Raw genomic sequence first — 19666 nt, 5'->3', positions numbered from 1 at the left:
GCTGCCAGCCAGAACTTGATGAACGAATGGCAGGAGCTGGGAAGAGGGCAGGGGGCTTTGAATGACCGCCAATGGGTCTCGTTCTCACCCTGAATTTTGCGGCTGTCAGCGGAAGAATGCGGGACCTGCTTGTCAGTGAACCGTTGATCTTCACCTGCTGAACAGTGCCGGATGTCATAGTAATGGTTTTGCTGATTAAGCTTCAGATGCTTCCGTCAGTAAACCGCCATCAGCTGCGAAGGATATGGACTAGCGAGGTTCGCCACCTCGTCCCAAGGTAGGGTCAGCCAACGCTCATAATCTTCGTCATGCAGAATTACGGGCATGGCTTTCGGATGAATTGGCGCGACGACTGCGTTGGGCTCTGTGGTCAAAAAGCCGTAGGCGTTGCCCCTCTCGGTGGGCCGCCAAATGCCCGCGAAGGCAAACACGGGTCTGCTCAGCACATCGAACCAATGGAGCGGCTTTTTGCCATCCTCGCCCGGCGCGAGCGCGTATTCCGAGAACGACGTGACCGGCACCAGGCAGCAACGGGTTGGGGTGGTCAGCATTGACCGCCAGAAGCTGGAGCTAAGATTGCGGACATTCGTCAGCTTCACCGCCGGATCGCGCTTGCTAGGCACCTGCGTCGGAACGCCCCATTCCATGCGCTCAAGGCGACGATCGCCACCGTCCTGGACGATGACTGCACCGTAGAAGGGCGTCTTCTTGCCAGTTGGGAAGATGTCGCCGACAGGGAACGTCTCATCGACCTCATAGGGCGCGCGGATGCCGAACGTCGCCGCAACCTCGGCCTGCTTTGCCGTCAATCGATAGCGACTGCACATCCGCGCCTCCCGTTCACGCCAGCGATGTAGCCCGCTGGTGCGCTTTCGTTAGAGCTTGTCCTTCAGGCCCTTGGCGGCCGTGAACGCGATCTTCTTTGAAGCGGCGATCGTCATGCTCTCACCCGTTGCAGGATTGCGACCCTGACGCTCCGGCCGATCCTTCACCGCAAACTTGCCGAACCCGGGGATCGAGACCTCTTCGCCCTTCGCGGCTGCGTCTGCGATCTGGTCGAAGACGGCGGTGATCGCCTTCTTCGCGTCGGCCTCGGTCGAGCCAGTTGCCGTTGCTACGCCTTTGGCCAATTCGCCGATGTTCATACTATACGTGCTCCGTTGGAAACCGGCGGAACCCTGACCGATGACCCTCGACGGCGCAACACTTTGGGGGGAAGCGAACGCCGCGCGATGCGGACGCTGTGCGCTTTCGGCACGCCGGAATCGATGAACCGAACCGATCAGAGCTTGACCATCAGCACCCGCTTACGGAACATAAAGGGAACATTTAGAGTCTAACCTGTATGTCCGCCGCCCTCGATACCTTTGCGCCCGGCTTAGCGCACCTGCGAACGATCGCCACTCCGGCGACCGACTACCGGGTGATGCCGTTTGGCATCGATGCGATCGATCGCCGGCTTGGGGCAGGGGGTTTGCGCGCTGGAGCGCTGCACGAAGCGGCCTCTTCCAGTGTATCGCTAGTCGACGATGCCGCCGCCACGCTTTTCCTGGCAGGCATCGCTGCGCGCGAAGCGCTCGCCACTGGCGGCCTGGTGCTCTGGGCGAGCTGCCGGACGAACCTGTACGCGCCCGCACTCGAGCAAGCCGGACTACCGTCGGCCAGCGTGATCTATGCGCAACCCCGCGACGACGCTGCCCTGCTCGCGGTGGTCGAGGACGCAGTGCGCGATGGCACGCCCTCAGCAATCGTCGCGGAGGCGAGCAAGGTTTCGATGGTGGCAACGCGGCGTCTCCAGCTCGTTGCCGCCGACGCCGATATTCCCGTTCTCCTGCTGCGCCGCCTTCGCGGCCTTAACCAGGACGTCCTAGCCGAGCCGTCGGCTGCGTGGACACGCTGGCGGATCGGCGCAGCGCCCTCCGAGCGTCTCGATGTCGCAGGCGTAGGCAGGGAGCGTTGGATGGTCGAATGCGCTCGCCAGCGTGGCGGTGAGGGCTTCTCCCTGATTGTGGAGGGCAGCGATGAGACGGGTCGTCTCGCTGTTCCTGCCGAGCTTGGCCGTGGAGCGGTTGAGACGGTTGGAACGGTCCGCTTCGCGGCAGCCTGAACGGCCTGTTCTCGAGCTGCCGGTAGACGACGGCCCCGGCGCCTGTTCGGTGCCGCGGGGCGGCGGGTGGCGACCAGGCGCGCGCTCGGCGCGTGAGGGTATGCCTTCGCGTCGCGAGGTCGCGGCGCAGATCGCCACCCTTCCGACACATGCGCAGCCGCACATGCGTGAGCTGGGCCGGCGGTCGGAGGCGGCCAGCCACCCGTACAAGGCGTCGACGCCGGCACCGCGCGTCAACGCGCCGACTAGCGCGCCGCTCGATCACGCGCCGCTGGCGCTGATCGGCAAGGTCGGCCGACGCGAAGAGGTGGTCGCCGCTTGTGACGGTGCACGCGCGCTTGGCGTTCATCCGGGCATGGCTGCGACCCATGCGCGTGCCATGGTCTCGAATCTCGACTTCCGCCCCGCAGAGCCGGAAGCCGATGCAGCGCTGCTGGATCGCCTCGCACTATTCGCGGTGCGGCGCTGGTCGCCTATCGCGGCCGTGAGCCCTAGCGACGGCCTGTGGATCGACCTTGCCGGGTGCGCTCATCTGCATGGCGGCGAGGAGAAGTTCTGCAGACGGCTGCTGGCCTTCTGCCGGCGTGCAGGCTTCACCGCCAGGGTCGCGGTTGCGGATACCGCAGGTGCTGCGCACGCACTCGCGCGCTTTGGCCGGGGCGAGCTGATCCGCGTCGAGCCAGGAGCAACCACCAGAGCGATTGCTGCGCTGCCGATCGCCGCACTACGCCTAGCACCATCGACAATCAGTGCGGCAAAGCGCTTCGGGTTCGAGACTGTCGCTGATCTCCTCCCGGTCGCGCGCGGACCATTGGCGCGCCGGCTAGGCCTGCCGGCGATTACGCGGCTGGATCAGGCACTTGGCGCGGTCGCCGAGCCGATCACTCCGCGAGAAGACGCGGAGGTGCCGATCGTCGAGCGCCGGCTGCTGGAGCCGATCGGCACGGCCGAGGCGATCGAGCAGGTCATGGGCGACTTGCTGAACGATCTTGCCGGGATTTTGCAAGCACGTGGCCTAGGCGCGCGCACGCTCCGTCTGACGGCCCTTCGCGTCGATGGTACCGAGCAAGTGGTAGGCGTCGGCACGTCACGTCCGACGCGGGAGCTGTCGCACCTCCTGAGGTTGCTAAAGCTGAGGATCGAGAGGATCGATCCCCGCATGGGGCTGGAGCAATTCTGGCTCGTCGCTCCGCACACCGAGCCGCTGGATGCGATCGATCTGGGCGCAGTTCTTGCCGGTGAGACACTGGTGCGAGACCCTGCCCGCCTGGTCGACGTCATTGCGGGAAGGATCGGATCCTATGCTGTCTACCGGCTCGCACCGGTTGAAAGCCATGTGCCGGAGCGAGCCGTCACCCGCTCCGACCCGGTGGAAATGCCAGGATCATGGCCGGCGTGGAAGCGCCCGATACGTCTCTTCCCACGGCCTGAGCCGCTGGCGCGCGTCATTGCCCTCATGCCGGACCAGCCACCCCGACGTTTTGAGTGGCGGGGCAAGACCTACAAGGTCGTTGCCGGCGACGGTCCTGAGCGTGTGCACGGCGAATGGTGGCGGCGCGACGCCGAGGTTTGGGCGGTCCGCGACTATTACCGCGTCGAGGACGAGGCCGGTGGCCGATACTGGGTCTTCAGGCGCGGCGACGGCTTCGAGGACGATACCGGCGATCTGTCATGGTGGATGCACGGGGTCTTCGGATGACCCATTATGTCGAACTGCAGGTGCTGACGCATTTCTCGCTGCTGCGCGGCGCATCATCGCCGGAAGAGCTCTTCGCGGCGGCCGCCTTGCTCGGCTATCCTGCGATCGGTGTGAGCGACATCGGCACGGTCGGTGGTGTCGTCCGCGCCTGGGAGGCGCAGAAGGCGACCGGTATCCGGTCGATTGCGGGCACGCGGGTCGATCTGTCCTGCGGCAGGCGCCTGTTGCTCTACCCAACAGACCGGGCTGCCTGGTCGCGGATCACGCGGCTCCTCACCGTCGGCAAGAAGCGGGCGGGGAAGGGCGGGTGCCTTCTCCATTGGCATGACCTTGGGCCTTGGTCCGAGGACGTCATCGCTATCCTGCTGCCACACGAGGCGGATGACGATAACTCAGCTGCGCTGAAGGACCTGAAGGCGGTGTACGGGCGCCGCGGCTACATGGCGTTGTTCCAGCGCCGGCGACCCGGCGATGCGGTACGCATCGATGCGCTGGCGCGACAAGCCGGCGGGGCTGGCGTGCGTGCGGTCGTGACCGGCGACGTGCTGTATCACGCACCTGAGGCGCGGCTGCTGCAGGATGTCGTCACCGCCGTTCGCGAGAAGTGCACCGTCGACGAGCTAGGCTACCGGCGCGAAGTGAACGCTGACCGCGCGCTGAAATCACCCGACGAGATGGTGCGGCGCTTCCGCGCCTATCCCGACGCGCTGCAGGCGAGCGTCGACATCGCCAAGCTGTGCACCTTCGATCTCGGCGAACTGGCTTACCAGTATCCGCACGAACGCCTTATCGAAGGACTGAGCGCGCAGGAGGCGTTGGAGACACTGGCGACCGAGGCCGTCGAACGGATGTTCGACGGCACGGTGCCGGAGGCCTACACCAACCAGATCGCACATGAGATGCGGCTGATCGGCGAGCTCGGCTACGCACCCTATTTCCTGACCGTGTACGCGATCGTCCGCGAGGCACGGAGGCGGGGAATCCTCTGCCAAGGGCGCGGCTCGGCGGCCAATTCGTGCGTCTGTTTCGTGCTGGGCGTCACCTCCATCGATCCGATCAAGCACGAGTTGCTCTTCGAGCGTTTCGTCTCGGGCGAGCGGCGCGAGCCGCCCGACATCGATGTCGACTTCGAGCATGAGCGCCGCGAGGAGATCATCCAGTGGATATACGAGACCTACGGACGCAACCATTCTGCGCTAACCGCGGTCGTGACCCGGTACCGCGCGCGCGGCGCGGTGCGCGACGTAGGCAAGGCACTGGGCCTGCCGGAAGACCTGACCTCGTCGCTGGCTGGCTTGGTCTGGGGATGGTCGGCCGAGGGTGTCGGCGAGAAGCAGGTCGACGAGCTCAACCTCGACATCGCTGATCGCCGACTGCGCCTCACGCTCGATCTCGCTCGCAAGCTGATCGGGGTGCCACGGCATATGTCACAACACCCTGGCGGGTTCGTGCTGACCCACGACCGCCTTGATGACCTCGTTCCGATCGAACCGGCCGCGATGGAAGATCGCCAGATCATCGAATGGGACAAGGACGATATCGACAGCCTGAAGTTCATGAAGGTCGACGTCCTTGGCCTGGGAATGCTCGGCTGCATGAACCGCGCCTTCAACATGCTGGAGGCGGACAAGGGGCTGCATGTCGAGCTGAAGGACCTGCAGGACGACGATCCTGATGTGTACGCCATGATCCAGAAGGCGGACACGCTCGGCACCTTCCAGATCGAGAGCCGTGCTCAGATGAGCATGCTGCCGCGCATGAAGCCGCGGCGCTTCTACGATCTCGTCATCCAGGTCGCGATCGTCAGGCCCGGGCCGATCCAAGGCGACATGGTTCATCCCTACCTTCGCCGGCGCGAAGGCTTGGAGAAGCCGGAATATCCCCGGCCCGAGCTACGCGCGGTGCTGGAAAAGACACTCGGCGTACCGCTCTTTCAAGAGCAGGCGATGAAGGTCGCCATCGTCGGTGCCGGGTTCACGCCTGCCGAGGCGGACCAGCTTCGCCGGGCCATGGCGACCTTCAAGTTTACCGGCGGGGTCAGCCATTTCAGCGGAAAGCTGATCGAGGGCATGGTCGAGCGCGGCTATCCGCGCGAGTTCGCCGAGCGCACCTTCCGCCAGCTCGAAGGCTTCGGCTCCTACGGCTTCCCCGAGAGCCACGCGGCGAGTTTCGCGAAAATCTCCTATGCTTCGTCGTGGATGAAACACCATCATCCCGACGTGTTTTGCGCGGCCCTCATGAATGCGCAGCCGATGGGCTTCTACGCACCCGCCCAGATCGTGCGCGACGCGCGCGAGCATGGCGTCGAGGTGCGTCAGCCTTGCGTCAATGCGAGCCGCTGGGACTGTACGCTGGAGCGAACCGGCGGACGCTATCTGGCGGTGCGACTGGGCCTGCGGGTGATCCGCGGCCTTTCGAACGCGGACGGTGCCAAGATCGTCGCGGCGCGCAGCACGACGACTTACGAGAGCGTCGAGGACGTTTGGCGGCGCTCGGGCGCGCAGCGTGCCGCGATCGAGAAGCTCGCGGACGGAGATGCTTTTCACGGCTTCGGCGCCGATCGCCGGCAAGGGCTGTGGAAGGTGAGGGGGCTCGGCGAAGCGCCGCTACCGCTCTTTGCGGCAGCCGATCGCGCGGCGGAAACGCTGAGCGCGGAAGGGGTCGAGCCAGAGGTGGCGCTACGCGCCCTAACCGACGGCCGCGAGGTGATCGAGGACTATCGCAACCTGCAATTATCCCTTCGCGCCCACCCGCTCACATTCGTGCGGGACGAGCTGGCCCGCCGCGGCGTTACGCGCTGCGCCGACCTCGCTAGCGTCCGCGACGGCCGGCACGTCGAGGTCGCCGGGATCATCCTCGTCCGTCAAAAACCCGGGTCGGCCAAGGGCGTCCTTTTCATCACGATCGAGGACGAGACGGGGATTGCGAATGGCATCCTCTGGCCGGACCGTTTCGAAGCGCAGCGCCGTACCGTCATGTCGGCCTCCATGGTCGGCCTGAAAGGGCGGGTGCAGAAGGAAGGGGAGGTGATCCACGTCATCTGTGACCGGATCATCGATCACGGTGATCTTCTGCACCGCGTGGGCGACATGTCCTTCCCCCACCGCACCGGGCGAGGTGATGCGGCCCAGCACCCCGGCTCCCCGGACCGCGGCGACAAGGGATGGAGCCCGGAGCCCCGCAACTTCTACTGGCCACCTCACGCGGAGGGTGCCGATCCGGAGGATGTCGTGCGCTTCAAGTCGCACGACTTCCATTGATCCCGTGACGCATTTGCCCAGACACCAGCGCGTCGTGATCGCGCTCTCGGTGCATATCCTGCGCGCCGGCGTTGCCCGCTGTTCCGAGACGAAGGTCGACGGAATAGAGGTGCGGCTCGCACTGCGCTGCCTGCTACCCCATTGCCCGGAACGCTGGCCGCTGGAGCTCTACTGGGACGCCGCCTCCCAGTCGAACGAGCTCGGTCGCACCCAGGGCGTAACCGCCGCATTCAATGGAATCGTGCGCCAACTTCGAAAAGCAGGACGCTATGAGGACGTCTCGCCGCTGTGAGCAAGCGACCGACGATCGAGGCACCCTACAGCACGCTGGGCGAATGGGCGGCGGACCGTGCGGATATGCGGATTGTATGCGCCTGTGGCCGCACCATGAACATGCCGGCTGCCAATATCCTCGGCCGTTTCAAGGGCGACGGCGAGGTGTCATCCAAGGTCATCCGGCTACGCTGCCGCGGGTGCGGTCGACGCGGTCATGCGTCCGTGTCGTCGATTCCGATCTTCCGGCGGTAGGTCGTCAGCCCTCGCCGACCGTCAGCGCTGATCGTCCACCGTCGGCCTTTCCGGCAAGCCCAGGCACTTCATCAAGCTGGCGCAGGTCGGTGAATGAGCCGCGCTCCTGGCGGTAACGGACGATCTCGAAGCCATGGCCCTTGAGCTCGGGCACGGCATCGAGTTCCTCAGCCGTGGCGGTGTTGACGTTGACGAGGGCGGCGTCGCTCATGGTGGTCCTTGTGCGATGGTGGCTGTCCAACGCGCATGTTGCGTCGGGGGACGCAAGCCCAAGGCACGCAAGCGATGGGTGCGAAGGTGACCGCGCCCATCGTTGTCGTGGGCGCTACGCAGTCAGGCCGGCTCAGCCTGGGCCGGCTTTCGGCCGCGCCGCTTGGGCTCCGTGGTTGGCGCTTCTGCAGCGACAGTCTTCGAGGGCTTGCGGCCCAAGCCGATCTTTTTCGCCATATCGCGGCGCGCTTCCGAATAGCCTTGCGCCACCATCGGATAATCCGCCTTGAGGTTGTAGCGCGTGCGATACTCTTCGGGGGTCAGCCCGTGGGTCGACAAGTGGCGACGCAGGGTTTTGTAGGGCTTGCCGTCGATCATCGAAATGATGTGATCCTTGCTGGCAAGCGACTTCCTCACGCTCACGGCCGCCACATGCTCGGCGGGCTGTTCGGACGCGGGCTCGACAACATCGCCGGCCAGCGCGTTCACGGCTGCGTGCATCGAGTTGAGGAAAGCGGGGACGGCATCAGCGTCGGCACGGGTATTGGGATTTCCCAACCAGGCGATCGTCAATTCGGTCGCCAGTTCGATCGTATTCAAGGTCTCGTCCATCTCAATGTCCCTATCGCGCGCCGGCGCTAATGCCCAACTGATGTTTTCATGTAGCCCAACTGATTTTCTGTTCCACCCCGGAATGACCTCCAGCGCTTGGGTATCGCTTGCGCGCTGAAAATATGTCAAAAATCCTCTCAGGGGGTCACGGCAGATGGAAGGTCATAACTTCGAGCGGTTGAAGGCCCACATCCTGCCTCGGTCAGTTGCGAAAGATTTTGAATCCGCACGATCGGAGTGGGACCTGATGTATGCCGAGATCAGTGATGAGCCCGACCATTGCCCCTGCGCACAGCAAATTCTGGAACATTGCTATATCCGGAACCGTCTCACGCAGCGTGAGACCTATGTCGGCAACATATGCATCAATCGATTTCTGGGCATCGATACCGGCAACCTCTTCGACGGATTGAAAAGGATCCGGAGCGACGCATCGGCCAATGCAAACGAGTCGGTCATCGAATATGCCAGGCGCAAGGGCTTTCTATACGGGAGCGAATATCAGTTCCTTCATAGCACCAAGCTCAAGAGAAAGTTGAGCGATCGCCAAGCGGCCTGGAAGGTAAAAATAGATCGCCGTATTCTCAGCCAGACCGTGGTGCAGCGACGGACAGACAGGTTCTCTGGCTAGGCGCGCAGTTTGACGCCCGAGCTCGTGCATAGAGCCGGACGAGCCCGAAAATATTACGGCATTGCATCGTCCAGTGGCTTGCCTCATCTGAGCGCCTACGGGCTCGAGACCACGAGGTGTGAAGGGCTGGTATGGGTATTGTGGTGTCGGCGACGAAGGTCGTGACGGTCAATGACGCTCACCAGAATGGTGTCGATACGTCGGTTGAAGCGAACCCTACCTTCGGGAGGCTGAAGGGCATCCGGCTCATTCACGTCTATAGCCGAAACCAGAAGGGCGATCGTCGCGACGATGGCAATCCCCTGATGCATGCGTTGAAGGCACGACGGGGCTTCTCCATCGCGCCCTTCTGGGCACAGCAGCTCCTGATGCGCGCCCGGCAAATCCTCGAGAAGGTGAAGGGGGATCTGCAGGGCTTTGATCATTGCCTGCCGATCCCGTCTTCGGCGCCCTTCTGCGCGCAATTCGCTGCTTTGGTCTCCGACGTATCCGGCGCACCGCTCCTGGATCCCGCCTTCCTGCGGAAACGGCAGGTCGGTGAGCTTCTGGCGGACGCCCGCGCTGCGCCACCTCGCATGCGGCCGGGCCTGAGAGGCGCATTTGCCTCGCAGCTGCACGCCTGGGAGCAGATGGAGCCAACGGCAGCCTATCAGGCAAAGGACATCAATGTCGGGCTTCGCCCGTTCTTCGGGGCGTTTGCGCTGGCGGGAGAGCCCCCGGAGCTGCGTGACAAGCGCATTCTCGTCGTGGATGACCTGTTCGCCAGCGGATCGTCGCTGCTATCGATAAGGGAAATCCTGCAGAACCAGCTTGGTGCCGAGGTAGCAGGCGTCTGCTTTCTTAGCGGTGTGTAAGGGCAAAATCATGATCTTGACCGCGCGCGCCATAATGCCTAGCTAGAGGGCAGTTTGGAGCGATCCACGACCTTGTATCAACCTCAGGGTCGTTAAATATGAGGCAAGGTGTAAAAACCTTGCAGGTCCGTGCTGGCACCGTGTCCCGAGGTCATACCCATAAGGGGAAAGTATCGGGAAGCCACGAAGCGGGTGGCGCAAATAGGGAAAGGGAGGCTGAAAAGCCTCCCTTTTTCGCATTCTGCGCCCATGACGTGTGTCGCGTACTCTTCGACCCCGCTTTCAACCGTACCGCACGCCCGCGGTACGGTTGCAGGCGGCTGAGCCGCCTGCAACAACGCTCACTCCTCCCAGAGCGGTTTGAGCTTGCGGGTACGCTTGCGCGTGGGACGCGGTGCCTCCGGCATCCCATGGGCTGCGATTTCTACTTGGATCTTGGCCAGATCAGCGAGCCATGCCTGGGTGCGTGCGGTCTGAGTTTGCATGTGAACCTCCGTCTGTTCGTTTACGACGGGGTCGGGCTGACGATCGGGCAGGATTGGGATCACAGGACCGCGGCAGCGGCCGCGAAGCGGGGCGTGGGGGTGCCGATTTTGTCGTGGGCGGGAGCGCCAGCGAAAGCCACGGCAAAATTGGGGGCACCGCGCATTCTTGACGCCGGCCCTGCCCGGTCGTCACGATGGCAAAGTGTCGACGATAGAGCCTTTTCAACAGTGGTGGGGGAGGGGCCGGGAGAGGAAGGCGATCCCGCGCCGATAGATTGCGCTTTACTGCATTGGTGATGGGAACCTCATGGGCGATCCCGGATGGTCATTGGCCGATCCTGATGATCGAGAGGACCAAGCCCCGGCGCGCCGCGCCGGGGCCAGACGCGATCACCATTCGTCGACGCGCATGATCATGAGGACGCGGGTGGTCTGGGAGGGATCGGCCGGATACTCCGAGCCTGCGGTGAGATCGGCGTTGTAATAGTCGATCTTCCAGTAGCAATCGGTGCCCTCGAACGCGAACCGGCCCATGTCACGCTCGCCATGCGGGTCGATCGACTGATCGAAACCGTCATAGGCGCGAACGGCGCGGAGAAGCTCGGCGCGCTTGCGGAAATTCCGGAACAGGCTGACGTCACCGATCAGTTCGGCCACCCCGCGGGTCATCACCACACGGTTGCGACCGGGCGCATGGATGTTGTCGCGCAGCCAGTCGTTGAGGCGGGCGATTTCGTAGGTGCCACCCTTGGCGCGGTCGGGTTGCGGCGTTTGCTTGGTCATGATGGTCTCCAGCCATTCAAACCCCGACGATCGGGGCCTTTCGACAGGCGACAGGACGGCCGGTGACAGGCGAGGGCGCGCACCCGAAGGGTCGAAACGCGAGTGGAGAAGCCCGCCTCGCGGGCTTGCGCGCGGGAGCGCACCGGCCAGGACGTCGGAGCCCGAAAGGCCCCCCGACTGTCGGTCAGGAGGGACAGCCATCGCCCCGGCTGATGCTGGACGACCGCGGCGATCGGAGGCATCGTCCGTCCATGCCCTCTGCTGCCAACATCGTCGCCCTGTGGCCCCGCTGGATGGAAAGCGCAGGCGAGATGCTGCGGATGAACGCGCGGGTCCGAACGCGTTGCTCGGGTTGCGGGACGTTGATGCGGGCGGACCTGCATGACATCGTCGCCCGGCATGGCCGGGGACATTCGCTGGTCGACACACTGGAGCGCTGCCGAATGGTCGAGTGTGTCAGCGCCACCTTCTATCTGGCATCGCGGACCTATGGCGGCCCGTGGACGACGCTGCTGCGTGATCCAGCGCTGGTCGCGGCGTTCGAGGCATTGCCACCAGTGCGGACCGCGCGGGGGTAATTGCAGGGCTGCGACACGACAGAGCGGTTCTCTACCAAGTTACCGATCGGGGCGCGAAGCGCGGGGTCGGGGCGGGCTCGATGCCCGCCCCGCCCCCCTTTCGTTGCGCCGAGAGGCGCGGGGACCTCTTGGCCCCCCACCCGGTCAGGCGAACGGGTCATATTCTTGCACGACGGTCAGCGAACTATCGCGATCTTCGGCGGTGATGACGGCGTATTAGGTGCCGACGGCGATGACCATGGTGGCGACCATGAGGGTGCGCGCGAGGCTGAGGGCGGATTTGCGGGCGATCCAGATATCGTTGAACCTGTCCGAGGCTTCTGTGAAGCCGGCGGGGTTCATCCCCGCTCGACAGNATGGCACGCGGCGTACCCACTAGTACGGTTTTCGCATGACAACCGATGACCATGGTGGCGACCATGAGRGTGCGCGCGAGGCTGAGGGCGGATTTGCGGGCGATCCAGATATCGTTGAACCTGTCCGAGGCTTCTGTGAAGCCGGCGGGGTTCATCCCCGCTCGACAGGCGCCCGACAGGACGGGGAGGGGCCGCGATCACTTTTTGCCGGCACGGCAAAAAGCCGTAGCGCAGCGCCCGGACCCCTTGCGGGTTGATCGTACCAGGCCCCTAGCCGGCCCAGGGATTGCGCNGCGATCACTTTTTGCCGGCACGGCAAAAAGCCGTAGCGCAGCGCCCGGACCCCTTGCGGGTTGATCGTACCAGGCCCCTAGCCGGCCCAGGGATTGCGCCTCCAGGAGCGGGGTGAAGCACGCCGGCCGGAGATGTGCTGTGCAACGATGGACCGCCCGATGCGCCGCCTTCGCGCAGGCTGTGGACGCTGACCCGATCCCGCGCCCCCTTCTGCGTTCCCGGCGTTCCTGAAGCGTTGCGCGCCAGACAGAATGGCTGTTGCCTAGCCGGGTCAAAGACAGGTTGCCGCCAGCGGAAGAAATCTTTCCCCGTGCGCTGGCGCACCGTCAGTCGATCGTCACCCGAATGGGCCAAGACCGGTCACGGGCTTGGTGGAGCGAAGCGCCATAGAGCGACGGTCCCGGCACAGCCGGGAGACGCCTGTCTTGAAACCGGGAAGCGAAGGGAGTTTCATTGATGCAGCATGATCGCACCGAAATGCACAGAACTAGCGAGACGAAGAGCGATAGTCCGGATGATCGCACCGAAATGCACAGAACTAGCGAGACGAAGAGCGATAGTCCGGACTTGAGGAAAGCAGCTCCGACGAGCCCCCCAGGATCCACTGTGGCGGCACTCTTCTCGACGGTCGGGACCGCCACACTCCTCAGCCTGTTTGCCGGTGTCTGCTATTACTACACCCTCCACTATCGCGAAGCCTATCTGGGGCGTCTCGGCCTTGATCCCGCGATGCTACCGATCACGATGCAGGAGGCGATCGCGAAGGGGTTCGAGGGGATCGTGCTGAATGTCTCGTGGGTGGTGGCGATACTGACTGTCGGTACGCTGGCGTATATCGTTCTGGCGTGGGGCGGGGCCTACGCATTGCAGAAGCTTTTCACGAACCTCGGCATCTCATTGAAGGTGAGAACACCACACCCGGCGCTGATCGAGCTGGGTCGGAATGAGGGATTTCGAGCCTCCTTCATCGCCGCTCTCGTCGCGATCGGCGGGACCTTCCTCGGCGGGCTGGGCGCGGTCCTGGTCGGCGGCCCGGCCGACGCGGCCGGGAACCGGGCGGCAGAGGCGCTGTTGGCGAGGGTGAACTCTACCAGCGGTATCTGCGCACGCTATGAGCTGAAGGGAGGAAGCACGCTCATCGGTTGGCCCATCGGCAGTACCGCCGACCGCCAATTCGTGTTGGGTAACGACAATGCCACGCACGTCATCAAACTGGACGATCTCCAGCGGCTCAACGCGACGAGCGTGCTGTGTCAAACAGCGAAGACCGTCTCGCATTCGCGGCTTGGGCAGACGGATCGCTCGAACTCGTAAGGCAATCGTTACCCGGACGCTTCACGACCAGCTGCGCGAGACGTTACCCGACGGCAAGAAGCCGGAGCCATTCCAGAAGGCGGTCTAGTGGGCGGCGAACACGCGAAAGGCCCGGAGCTCGAAGCTCCGGGCCGTTGCTGTCTGGGCTCAGAAGGGGACATCGTCCCCGTTGTCGTAACCGCCGTCCTGCGTGCCGCCATGCTGACGGCCGCGGCTGAGCAAGGTCACTTCATCGGCAATAATCTCGACGCCGTAGCGCTCGATGTTTTCCTGGTCGGTCCAGCGGGTGTAGTGGATGCGGTCCCGGACCATGACCTTCTGGCCCTTGTCCACATACTGCGCGACGGTCTTGCCGATGCCGTTGAAGCAGGTGATGCGGTGCCATTCGGTGTCCTCGATGCGGCGATTGTCGCTGTCCTTGGGGATCTTGCCTTCGCTGTCCCGCTTCGGGCGCGAGGTGGCGAGGCTGAACTGGGTGATCTTGGTCCCGCCCTGGGTGGTGCGGGTCTCGGGGGTGGCGCCGACGTTGCCAGCGAGGATGAGGTACGCATCGAGGCCTCCATTGTGTCGCCCGGTGCTCATCACCGGATCAACAAGCCGAAGGCGCCCTCCCCTCTCTAGTTATGGCAACCGCTTGCCCGATGCCCACGCCACGCGTCATTCCAATCCTTGTGAACATGTGGCACTTTGACAACAAGCTCACGGTGTCCACCGATTAGATGCTCTCGGGCCTTCACTAAAAGCCGCTCTGCTGCCTGTCCGCGATCGGCGTAGACAATAATTCGCCGCACTTTCTCGGGAATAGCAACGAACGGGAGCCGCTCAACGCCGCCCAGTGCCCAGCTTGGTGTGCCGAACCATTGCATAGCCGACATGGCGTCCTCAATTCCTTCAGCGAGGCCGAGCTCCTCTGTTGCCGGTGCGAGACGGATGGCGGAAGTACCCAGAAGGCCGAGAGAGACCTTGGGTTTGGCGATCGGCTTGTGAAGGACATCGCTAGGATCGAGAACTGTCCGTTGGACCGCGACAATCCCGAGGTCGTTCTCGACCGCGGCGATCATAGCCGGCATGAACCGCTTGTCGGGGCCCGAGCCGAGGATCGTGTTCGGGTTAAAGCGGAGGCAGCGAGGGTAGGGGCCTGATAGCCCGCGCGCGATTAGATATTGCTCGGCAAGTGTGCCGGCTATTGGAATGCTCGCTTTCCAAAGGCGATTGGCAAGCGCACCCATGTCGCGCTTCGGCGGGTCTATTGGCATCGCAAGCGGCGCGCGATCATGGAGGCGCTGTCGATGAAGGGCTTTCATGACCTCGACAGCGGAGCAGCCGGCAAAGCAGTGAAACAGAATGGCGCTGTCGCCGAGACGGACAGACAAACTAGGAGATGTGTCATCATGCGCGGGGCACCGGCATTCTCCGCGAGAACCGCGCCAGACTCCGCCAAGCCCTTCGACGATTGCCTTTGCCCGAAGTGCGGCGTCGACTGATGACCTAGCCACGGGACGCGTCGTGATGATTTGCTGTATCCCAACTATGCCCCGTCCCTCCGGCAACCCTGAACCGAAAGATTGACAGCATCCTCCTCTCTGAAGACCAATGACAGTCCGACAACCAACCGGGGCCATGGCGCTGATAGGCCTAGCTCGTCGCGGCGCTGGTTGCATATCGCAGGCTTAGGAATAGCGCCCAGTGAACAGATCGCCGAGGGCGCGTCGTCGAAACGCATTCCACCAGCGACGTCGACGATGCTCTGCGGCATCGTGGATCATGTGGCAGCGCTGACAAAGTGCGGCTAGATTGCTCCAGCGTGGCCCGCTGAAGCTGGGGTCGTGGTTCAAATGAGCGGTTGCGAGATAGACCGGTCTGCGCGTCATTCGGATCGCATCTAGGGCGATGAAGCGAGGGGGGCGGCGAAGCAGGCGACCGCGGCCATCGCGCCACGATCGGACCTCCACGTCCCACCAGGCACCATCGCCTTCCACAAGCTGAGCCACATGGCGACCATGGGGACGCCGGCAATGCTCGCAGCGACCGCCCGCGCGCTGAAAGCGAACGATCCGGCTGATCTCCGGCCAGTCGATTGGGTATAGCCAGCGATGTTCCGGACGGATCGGCATCACGCGATTCTGAATCATGTGCTGGCAGAACGAAAGGAGAAAGTGCACTTAAGGCTTCAACCTGAAGGCTGCAGCGTGGTCGAGAACGATCAGCGCGTTGCACTTTCTAATCCTGCTCGCTGGTACTTTTCGCCAGGACGGCGAATGTGTCGGCGATGAGTTCGGTACGATAGGTCGTGTCATTGTTTTCGCCGTGCTGGCTCTCGCGCACTCGGCCGGTTACATGTACAAGATCGCCAATTTCCGTCAATTCGAGCTGGCTCGCTACGTTCGAAAAACAAACGACGCTGTTCCAAAGCGTATCTTGTTTCCATTCATCGCCGTCACGACGTTTATAGTTGGCAGCGATGTTGACGTACGTCACTTTCTCGCGCTTCGTGATCCGGCCAACCCGCCCAATAATCCGAAACTCAGCAATGTTCTGCGGCATGGTCCTCTCCCTTCGTTGACCGGGGACCTGGCGTCCCCAACATCCTGGCTAGGATCCCTTCCGGCCGTCTTCGCGCCGTCGGAAATGATATCGCGCTAGGTTCGCCGGCGTCGCGTAGGTGTGATACGCTTCGATCCAGTTGCGGCTGATTGCCTGCTGCGCGGCTGCCAGCGGCATTTCGTGCTCACAAACCAAACGCCAGAGCACGAAGGCGAGGGCATTCTTGTCGTCGGCGTTTGCCTGACCGAGGCGTGGCTGAAGCCAAAGATCGCGAGGATCCAGTGGGGCACCGCCCAACGAGATCGGTATTAGATGATCCAGCTCATAATTGGCCATAGGTTCGCCTGGATGCTGCGCGTTCATCATTCGACGTTTAAGTGGGCCAGTGATGGAATAGGCTGGTCGAACCGATCGCGAGTATCCCGGACGACAGATCGTCGTGCCGATATTGTCCTGATGGACGCTAGGGTCGCTAGCGCCCATTACGGTTGGTGGTGGCAAACGTCTGATCACGCTGACGGATTGCGCCAGGTCATGTCTGATTTTACGCAGGTCACGGACCGCTTCGCAAAGCGGCGCCTTGCCGTTGTCACGGCATGGGATGCCCAAAGCGATAGCGTCGGATTTCCGTTCATCACCCGTGCGATGGCAAAAACTTAAAGCGGCTAGCGCAAGGGCGCCGTTCGTGATCGCACGCAACCTCATTGGCCCGCCCCGCGAGCGGCGGAAATCTCAACACGAGAGGCAAGACCCGTACGGCATCGCATAGTGTCAATATACCACAGGACGAAATTGGACGCTACAACCTAGCTACTAGTGCGCTGCCATACGCTCGGTCCGAAAACCCCAAAGGCTTTTGGCAAGATCCAGCTCATCGCGCTTCGCCTTTCCAATCATTCCCGCGAAATAGGCGCCAGGGGTGAGACGGATCTCAGCGCGCGAGTAGCGCTCGGCAGTGATCATGATCGCTACGGCCGTAGCATCCGGCCCGAGCTTCTCGAGCGCATCAACGTAGACACCAATCCGAATGCCGAGATCGTTGCGAAGGCGAGAGGCCGCGCGATGGATATCGGACCAAGACGGCTTGTGGGCTCCGACGTACATGGCTGTCGTAGGAAACATCTCCACCAGTTCGGCCGGGCGGGCATTGAACCGACTGTTGGACGGTGACTCTGGGAGATCGGCTGCGACTGGTCCGAAACCGGTTGGATCAGAACTACAAGCTCGCTGAGCCTGTACATCTTCGATGGGGTGAGGGCTGGTTTGTATATGTAAGGAGGGATCATTTTTTGACCCTGACCCTTCATTTTCTTCTGGAAACATGAACTGGTCGACAGTCGTTGCGACCAAGCGCTCAACGTCGCTTAAACGACCAAGCGCCTCCTGAAAGGCTTCGGTATCGCGGAGCGCTCTCGCGTTGGCTGCTTCCGCCGCGACACGATCGATAGCAAGCTGCAGATCTAGCCAGTGCGTCCCGGTCAGCCGCATGTCTGCGGCCTGCGCAACCGCCTGACTGACGATACGCCGAACTCGGCCAATTTCCTGACGCCCTTCCTTAAAGAGGCGTGATTGCGCAGAATATGCGTCCGCGAGCTGCCGCAATTCCTCGAAGCGGATACGCAATGGCGAGAGATCGACCCCAAAAGCGATGGAGATCGTCCCGTTTTCGTCGCGACGTCCCGTACGACGTCCGTGACCGCTGTCGCGCGCAAGGATCAAGCCCAATGCGCGCAGCTGACGTAGCCTGGCTTTGATGGCACTTACGGTCTTGCCGGCGACCTCAGCGAGGGTCAGATTACTCGGCCAGGCAATCGGTGAACGGCCAGCCTTCCAATCGTCTGCATGCGTGTAGCTGATGAGGTGCTCAAGCGTTTGCAGCGCACCGATGCCTATCCCGAGCGCTGGTGCTGCCCGCTTGACGATCGCGAAAACGGCCTTGCGGTCGACTTCGGCAGGCGCATCGGCGAGCCGTGCTTCGAGTGCTCTCGCGATCTGACGCGAAAAGGCCGTTATTGGCCGGGCGCCTGTCCCGCCGGTAAAGGCCGTTTGGGTATAGCTCATCGTTCGTCCCCTCTGTCGAGGGACCGTCAGCAGGCAAAACAGAGGCGTGGCGCGAAGCGCGCTCCCTTGAACCGAGGTTCGGAAACCGGTACGTGGAGGGTCTCTGAGTGACCGGTCAGCGTTTGGCGACGCTACCACGTTGCGATTTCTGGGTGCCCGGCCTTCGTGCCGGGCATTCGTTTATGTGCTCACGGTCGCCCTTTCCGTTCGCCCCGCACACGTCGACAATCGACGGCCGGGAACACAACAAGAAGATGCCAGCCTGGCGATTGTCTCAAAAGCAGTACGATTCGTGCTTTCACGGACCGAGCAGGTCTAATGTTCGTGCTTTGACGGACCCGGGACCGCCGGGTTCGTGCTTTGAAGGACTGAAGATCGTGCTTTCGCGGACCGGATCGGCCGGGCTTATCAACGAATGTTCGTGCTTTGACGGACCGATCGCCGAATCGGTCTGCGCCTGATTCGCCAGCGGCTTCAGCTGGCGACTACAGCCTTTTTTGGCATCAACGTAACAAAGGTAGGGGCCGCCACTCGACGTTTCGCAGCGCCGTCCGGGGGTACATCTGCCTCATTCAAAATGATGCTGTAATCCGGGATAGAGTCCGCATCAGCGATGCCACGGAGAACGTGCCGGAAATGCTTGAGGGTGTTCTGATAGCCAAGCTGGAGGCGTAGATCGTTCAAGCCGACCTGAACGGGTCCGTCAATGCAAGTCGACCGCGCGACTTCATACAAGCGACGTTCGACCGGGCCGAGCTGAAAATAGTGAGGTGAATATTCGAGAACGCGGCGGTCCTGCAAAATCGCGCGGTATAGCCAATCGCAAAGCCGAACCTTCACGCCCTTGAGACGCTGTTCACCAGTTCGTGTTTTTGTGTACTGCAGGATTGCTTCCGAGAGCCAAGAGAAAAACCCGGTTTGCCCCTCTCCACCAGCCTCAATATTTGTTTTAATCTGCGTACCCTGAAGTCGTCCCAAGGCATCTTGCAGGCGCGTGTAGGACCGGGCGGATCCGTTGACTCCCGTCACGCGGAAGAGGTCATGGGCCGTAAAGTAGAACTCTTGAGCAACGCGCTCGCCAGCATCCATCTTCGCAACCAGCAGGCTTGCAATATAAAGCAGGATCTCTTTGTCGTAGATCGTCGCGACCCCACTTGGACCGGCACCGATCTCGATCGAGACGGTATCGGTCTTGTAGACGAGCGACTTTTTGGACCCGGCCTTTGCAAGTGCAAAAAACGGGTACGCCATGAGCGAGTGCTCGCCGCGCACCTCGGCCAGAAGGGGGCTGTCCAGGACGAACAGGTCGCCTTGCGTCGGGGAAGCTTCGGTCATGCCGCGGCAACCTTG

At 62.7% G+C, this 19666-nt stretch carries 20 protein-coding genes; 8 read left to right on the top strand and 12 right to left on the bottom strand.

Annotation, left to right across the window (positions count from 1 at the left end; translation table 11 throughout):
• Nucleotides 1-215 precede the first annotated feature (215 nt).
• Together ASE90_RS05945 and ASE90_RS05940 are read right to left on the bottom strand one after the other, a co-directional pair.
• A complete protein-coding gene (locus tag ASE90_RS05945; RefSeq protein WP_082449595.1) occupies nucleotides 216-827 on the bottom strand; it encodes an SOS response-associated peptidase in 612 nt (203 codons plus the stop codon).
• Nucleotides 828-875: 48 nt separating this feature from the next.
• The gene (locus tag ASE90_RS05940) at nucleotides 876-1145 is read right to left on the bottom strand and encodes an HU family DNA-binding protein (protein WP_055997603.1); all 270 of its coding nucleotides are present in this window, start codon (nucleotides 1143-1145) and stop codon (nucleotides 876-878) included.
• A gap of 200 nt (nucleotides 1146-1345) precedes the next feature.
• Here ASE90_RS05940 and ASE90_RS05935 point away from each other — a divergent pair, with 200 nt between their 5' ends.
• The 4 genes from ASE90_RS05935 to ASE90_RS05920 are packed head-to-tail and all read left to right on the top strand — an operon-like array spanning nucleotide 1346 to nucleotide 7358.
• Nucleotides 1346-2107 carry an ImuA family protein gene (locus tag ASE90_RS05935; protein ID WP_235531685.1) on the top strand — a complete coding sequence of 254 codons (762 nt, stop codon included), beginning with the start codon at nucleotides 1346-1348 and terminating at the stop codon, nucleotides 2105-2107.
• On the top strand, nucleotides 2022-3806 hold the full coding sequence (locus ASE90_RS05930; protein WP_235531684.1) for a DNA polymerase Y family protein: 1785 nt from the start codon (nucleotides 2022-2024) through the stop codon (nucleotides 3804-3806). Before ASE90_RS05935 ends, ASE90_RS05930 begins: the two co-directional genes overlap by 86 nt.
• Nucleotides 3803-7066: an error-prone DNA polymerase gene (locus ASE90_RS05925; protein WP_055997600.1), complete on the top strand. Its 3264-nt coding sequence runs from the start codon at nucleotides 3803-3805 to the stop codon at nucleotides 7064-7066. Before ASE90_RS05930 ends, ASE90_RS05925 begins: the two co-directional genes overlap by 4 nt.
• A 34-nt stretch (nucleotides 7067-7100) precedes the next feature.
• On the top strand, nucleotides 7101-7358 hold the full coding sequence (locus tag ASE90_RS05920) for a hypothetical protein (RefSeq protein ID WP_235531683.1): 258 nt from the start codon (nucleotides 7101-7103) through the stop codon (nucleotides 7356-7358).
• A 240-nt stretch (nucleotides 7359-7598) separates the two neighbouring features.
• Here the strand turns inward: ASE90_RS05920 and ASE90_RS05910 are convergent, their stop codons facing one another.
• Both ASE90_RS05910 and ASE90_RS05905 read right to left on the bottom strand, forming a co-directional pair.
• Nucleotides 7599-7805: a ComEA family DNA-binding protein gene (locus ASE90_RS05910; RefSeq protein ID WP_055997591.1), complete on the bottom strand. Its 207-nt coding sequence runs from the start codon at nucleotides 7803-7805 to the stop codon at nucleotides 7599-7601.
• Nucleotides 7806-7927: 122 nt separating this feature from the next.
• Nucleotides 7928-8416 carry a MucR family transcriptional regulator gene (locus ASE90_RS05905; protein WP_055997588.1) on the bottom strand — a complete coding sequence of 163 codons (489 nt, stop codon included), beginning with the start codon at nucleotides 8414-8416 and terminating at the stop codon, nucleotides 7928-7930.
• A 154-nt stretch (nucleotides 8417-8570) separates the two neighbouring features.
• Between ASE90_RS05905 and ASE90_RS05900 the strand changes: the two genes are divergently transcribed.
• Both ASE90_RS05900 and ASE90_RS05895 read left to right on the top strand, forming a co-directional pair.
• Nucleotides 8571-9047, top strand: coding sequence for a hypothetical protein (locus tag ASE90_RS05900; RefSeq protein WP_055997585.1), 477 nt, complete (start codon nucleotides 8571-8573; stop codon nucleotides 9045-9047).
• Nucleotides 9048-9178: 131 nt separating this feature from the next.
• Complete coding sequence (locus tag ASE90_RS05895) at nucleotides 9179-9901, top strand: phosphoribosyltransferase (protein ID WP_055997582.1); 723 nt, start codon at nucleotides 9179-9181, stop codon at nucleotides 9899-9901.
• Nucleotides 9902-10242: 341 nt separating this feature from the next.
• Here the strand turns inward: ASE90_RS05895 and ASE90_RS05890 are convergent, their stop codons facing one another.
• Both ASE90_RS05890 and ASE90_RS05885 read right to left on the bottom strand, forming a co-directional pair.
• Complete coding sequence (locus ASE90_RS05890) at nucleotides 10243-10449, bottom strand: hypothetical protein (RefSeq protein WP_055997579.1); 207 nt, start codon at nucleotides 10447-10449, stop codon at nucleotides 10243-10245.
• A gap of 327 nt (nucleotides 10450-10776) precedes the next feature.
• Nucleotides 10777-11169 carry a DUF3768 domain-containing protein gene (locus ASE90_RS05885; RefSeq protein ID WP_055997576.1) on the bottom strand — a complete coding sequence of 131 codons (393 nt, stop codon included), beginning with the start codon at nucleotides 11167-11169 and terminating at the stop codon, nucleotides 10777-10779.
• Nucleotides 11170-11420: 251 nt separating this feature from the next.
• Here ASE90_RS05885 and ASE90_RS05880 point away from each other — a divergent pair, with 251 nt between their 5' ends.
• Nucleotides 11421-11747, top strand: a complete 327-nt coding sequence (locus ASE90_RS05880) for a hypothetical protein (RefSeq protein WP_055997762.1) — start codon at nucleotides 11421-11423, stop codon at nucleotides 11745-11747.
• A gap of 1256 nt (nucleotides 11748-13003) precedes the next feature.
• Nucleotides 13004-13711: a hypothetical protein gene (locus ASE90_RS05870; RefSeq protein WP_055997573.1), complete on the top strand. Its 708-nt coding sequence runs from the start codon at nucleotides 13004-13006 to the stop codon at nucleotides 13709-13711.
• A gap of 147 nt (nucleotides 13712-13858) precedes the next feature.
• Here the strand turns inward: ASE90_RS05870 and ASE90_RS05865 are convergent, their stop codons facing one another.
• From ASE90_RS05865 to ASE90_RS05840, 6 genes are all read right to left on the bottom strand, one after another.
• Complete coding sequence (locus ASE90_RS05865) at nucleotides 13859-14293, bottom strand: single-stranded DNA-binding protein (protein ID WP_055997570.1); 435 nt, start codon at nucleotides 14291-14293, stop codon at nucleotides 13859-13861.
• A 35-nt stretch (nucleotides 14294-14328) separates the two neighbouring features.
• Nucleotides 14329-15084: a toprim domain-containing protein gene (locus ASE90_RS05860; RefSeq protein WP_235531682.1), complete on the bottom strand. Its 756-nt coding sequence runs from the start codon at nucleotides 15082-15084 to the stop codon at nucleotides 14329-14331.
• 847 nt (nucleotides 15085-15931) lie between these two features.
• Entirely contained in the window at nucleotides 15932-16255 is a 324-nt protein-coding gene (locus tag ASE90_RS05855; RefSeq protein WP_055997567.1) for a single-stranded DNA-binding protein, read from the bottom strand.
• 48 nt (nucleotides 16256-16303) lie between these two features.
• On the bottom strand, nucleotides 16304-16960 hold the full coding sequence (locus ASE90_RS05850) for a hypothetical protein (protein ID WP_235531681.1): 657 nt from the start codon (nucleotides 16958-16960) through the stop codon (nucleotides 16304-16306).
• Between the two features lie 108 nt (nucleotides 16961-17068).
• A complete protein-coding gene (gene repC / locus ASE90_RS05845) occupies nucleotides 17069-18316 on the bottom strand; it encodes a plasmid replication protein RepC (protein WP_055997561.1) in 1248 nt (415 codons plus the stop codon).
• Between the two features lie 474 nt (nucleotides 18317-18790).
• Nucleotides 18791-19651 carry a replication initiator protein A gene (locus ASE90_RS05840; RefSeq protein ID WP_055997560.1) on the bottom strand — a complete coding sequence of 287 codons (861 nt, stop codon included), beginning with the start codon at nucleotides 19649-19651 and terminating at the stop codon, nucleotides 18791-18793.
• Between the last annotated feature and the right edge of the window lie 15 nt (nucleotides 19652-19666).

The sequence above is a fragment of the Sphingomonas sp. Leaf67 genome, assembly GCF_001421965.1.
Lineage (GTDB): Bacteria > Pseudomonadota > Alphaproteobacteria > Sphingomonadales > Sphingomonadaceae > Sphingomonas.
This window is presented reverse-complemented; position numbering and strand designations above follow the sequence as displayed.

Excerpts from the sequence above, each read along its gene's own strand:
- ASE90_RS05945 (WP_082449595.1), bottom strand. The coding sequence starts at position 827 with ATGTGCAGTCGCTATCGATTGACGGCAAAGCAGGCCGAGGTTGCGGCG.
- ASE90_RS05940 (WP_055997603.1), bottom strand. The coding sequence starts at position 1,145 with ATGAACATCGGCGAATTGGCCAAAGGCGTAGCAACGGCAACTGGCTCG.
- ASE90_RS05935 (WP_235531685.1), top strand. The coding sequence starts at position 1,346 with ATGTCCGCCGCCCTCGATACCTTTGCGCCCGGCTTAGCGCACCTGCGA.
- ASE90_RS05930 (WP_235531684.1), top strand. The coding sequence starts at position 2,022 with ATGAGACGGGTCGTCTCGCTGTTCCTGCCGAGCTTGGCCGTGGAGCGG.
- ASE90_RS05925 (WP_055997600.1), top strand. The coding sequence starts at position 3,803 with ATGACCCATTATGTCGAACTGCAGGTGCTGACGCATTTCTCGCTGCTG.
- ASE90_RS05910 (WP_055997591.1), bottom strand. The coding sequence starts at position 7,805 with ATGAGCGACGCCGCCCTCGTCAACGTCAACACCGCCACGGCTGAGGAA.
- ASE90_RS05905 (WP_055997588.1), bottom strand. The coding sequence starts at position 8,416 with ATGGACGAGACCTTGAATACGATCGAACTGGCGACCGAATTGACGATC.
- ASE90_RS05900 (WP_055997585.1), top strand. The coding sequence starts at position 8,571 with ATGGAAGGTCATAACTTCGAGCGGTTGAAGGCCCACATCCTGCCTCGG.
- ASE90_RS05895 (WP_055997582.1), top strand. The coding sequence starts at position 9,179 with ATGGGTATTGTGGTGTCGGCGACGAAGGTCGTGACGGTCAATGACGCT.
- ASE90_RS05885 (WP_055997576.1), bottom strand. The coding sequence starts at position 11,169 with ATGACCAAGCAAACGCCGCAACCCGACCGCGCCAAGGGTGGCACCTAC.
- ASE90_RS05880 (WP_055997762.1), top strand. The coding sequence starts at position 11,421 with ATGCCCTCTGCTGCCAACATCGTCGCCCTGTGGCCCCGCTGGATGGAA.
- ASE90_RS05865 (WP_055997570.1), bottom strand. The coding sequence starts at position 14,293 with ATGAGCACCGGGCGACACAATGGAGGCCTCGATGCGTACCTCATCCTC.
- ASE90_RS05855 (WP_055997567.1), bottom strand. The coding sequence starts at position 16,255 with ATGCCGCAGAACATTGCTGAGTTTCGGATTATTGGGCGGGTTGGCCGG.
- ASE90_RS05850 (WP_235531681.1), bottom strand. The coding sequence starts at position 16,960 with ATGAGGTTGCGTGCGATCACGAACGGCGCCCTTGCGCTAGCCGCTTTA.
- repC (WP_055997561.1), bottom strand. The coding sequence starts at position 18,316 with ATGAGCTATACCCAAACGGCCTTTACCGGCGGGACAGGCGCCCGGCCA.
- ASE90_RS05840 (WP_055997560.1), bottom strand. The coding sequence starts at position 19,651 with ATGACCGAAGCTTCCCCGACGCAAGGCGACCTGTTCGTCCTGGACAGC.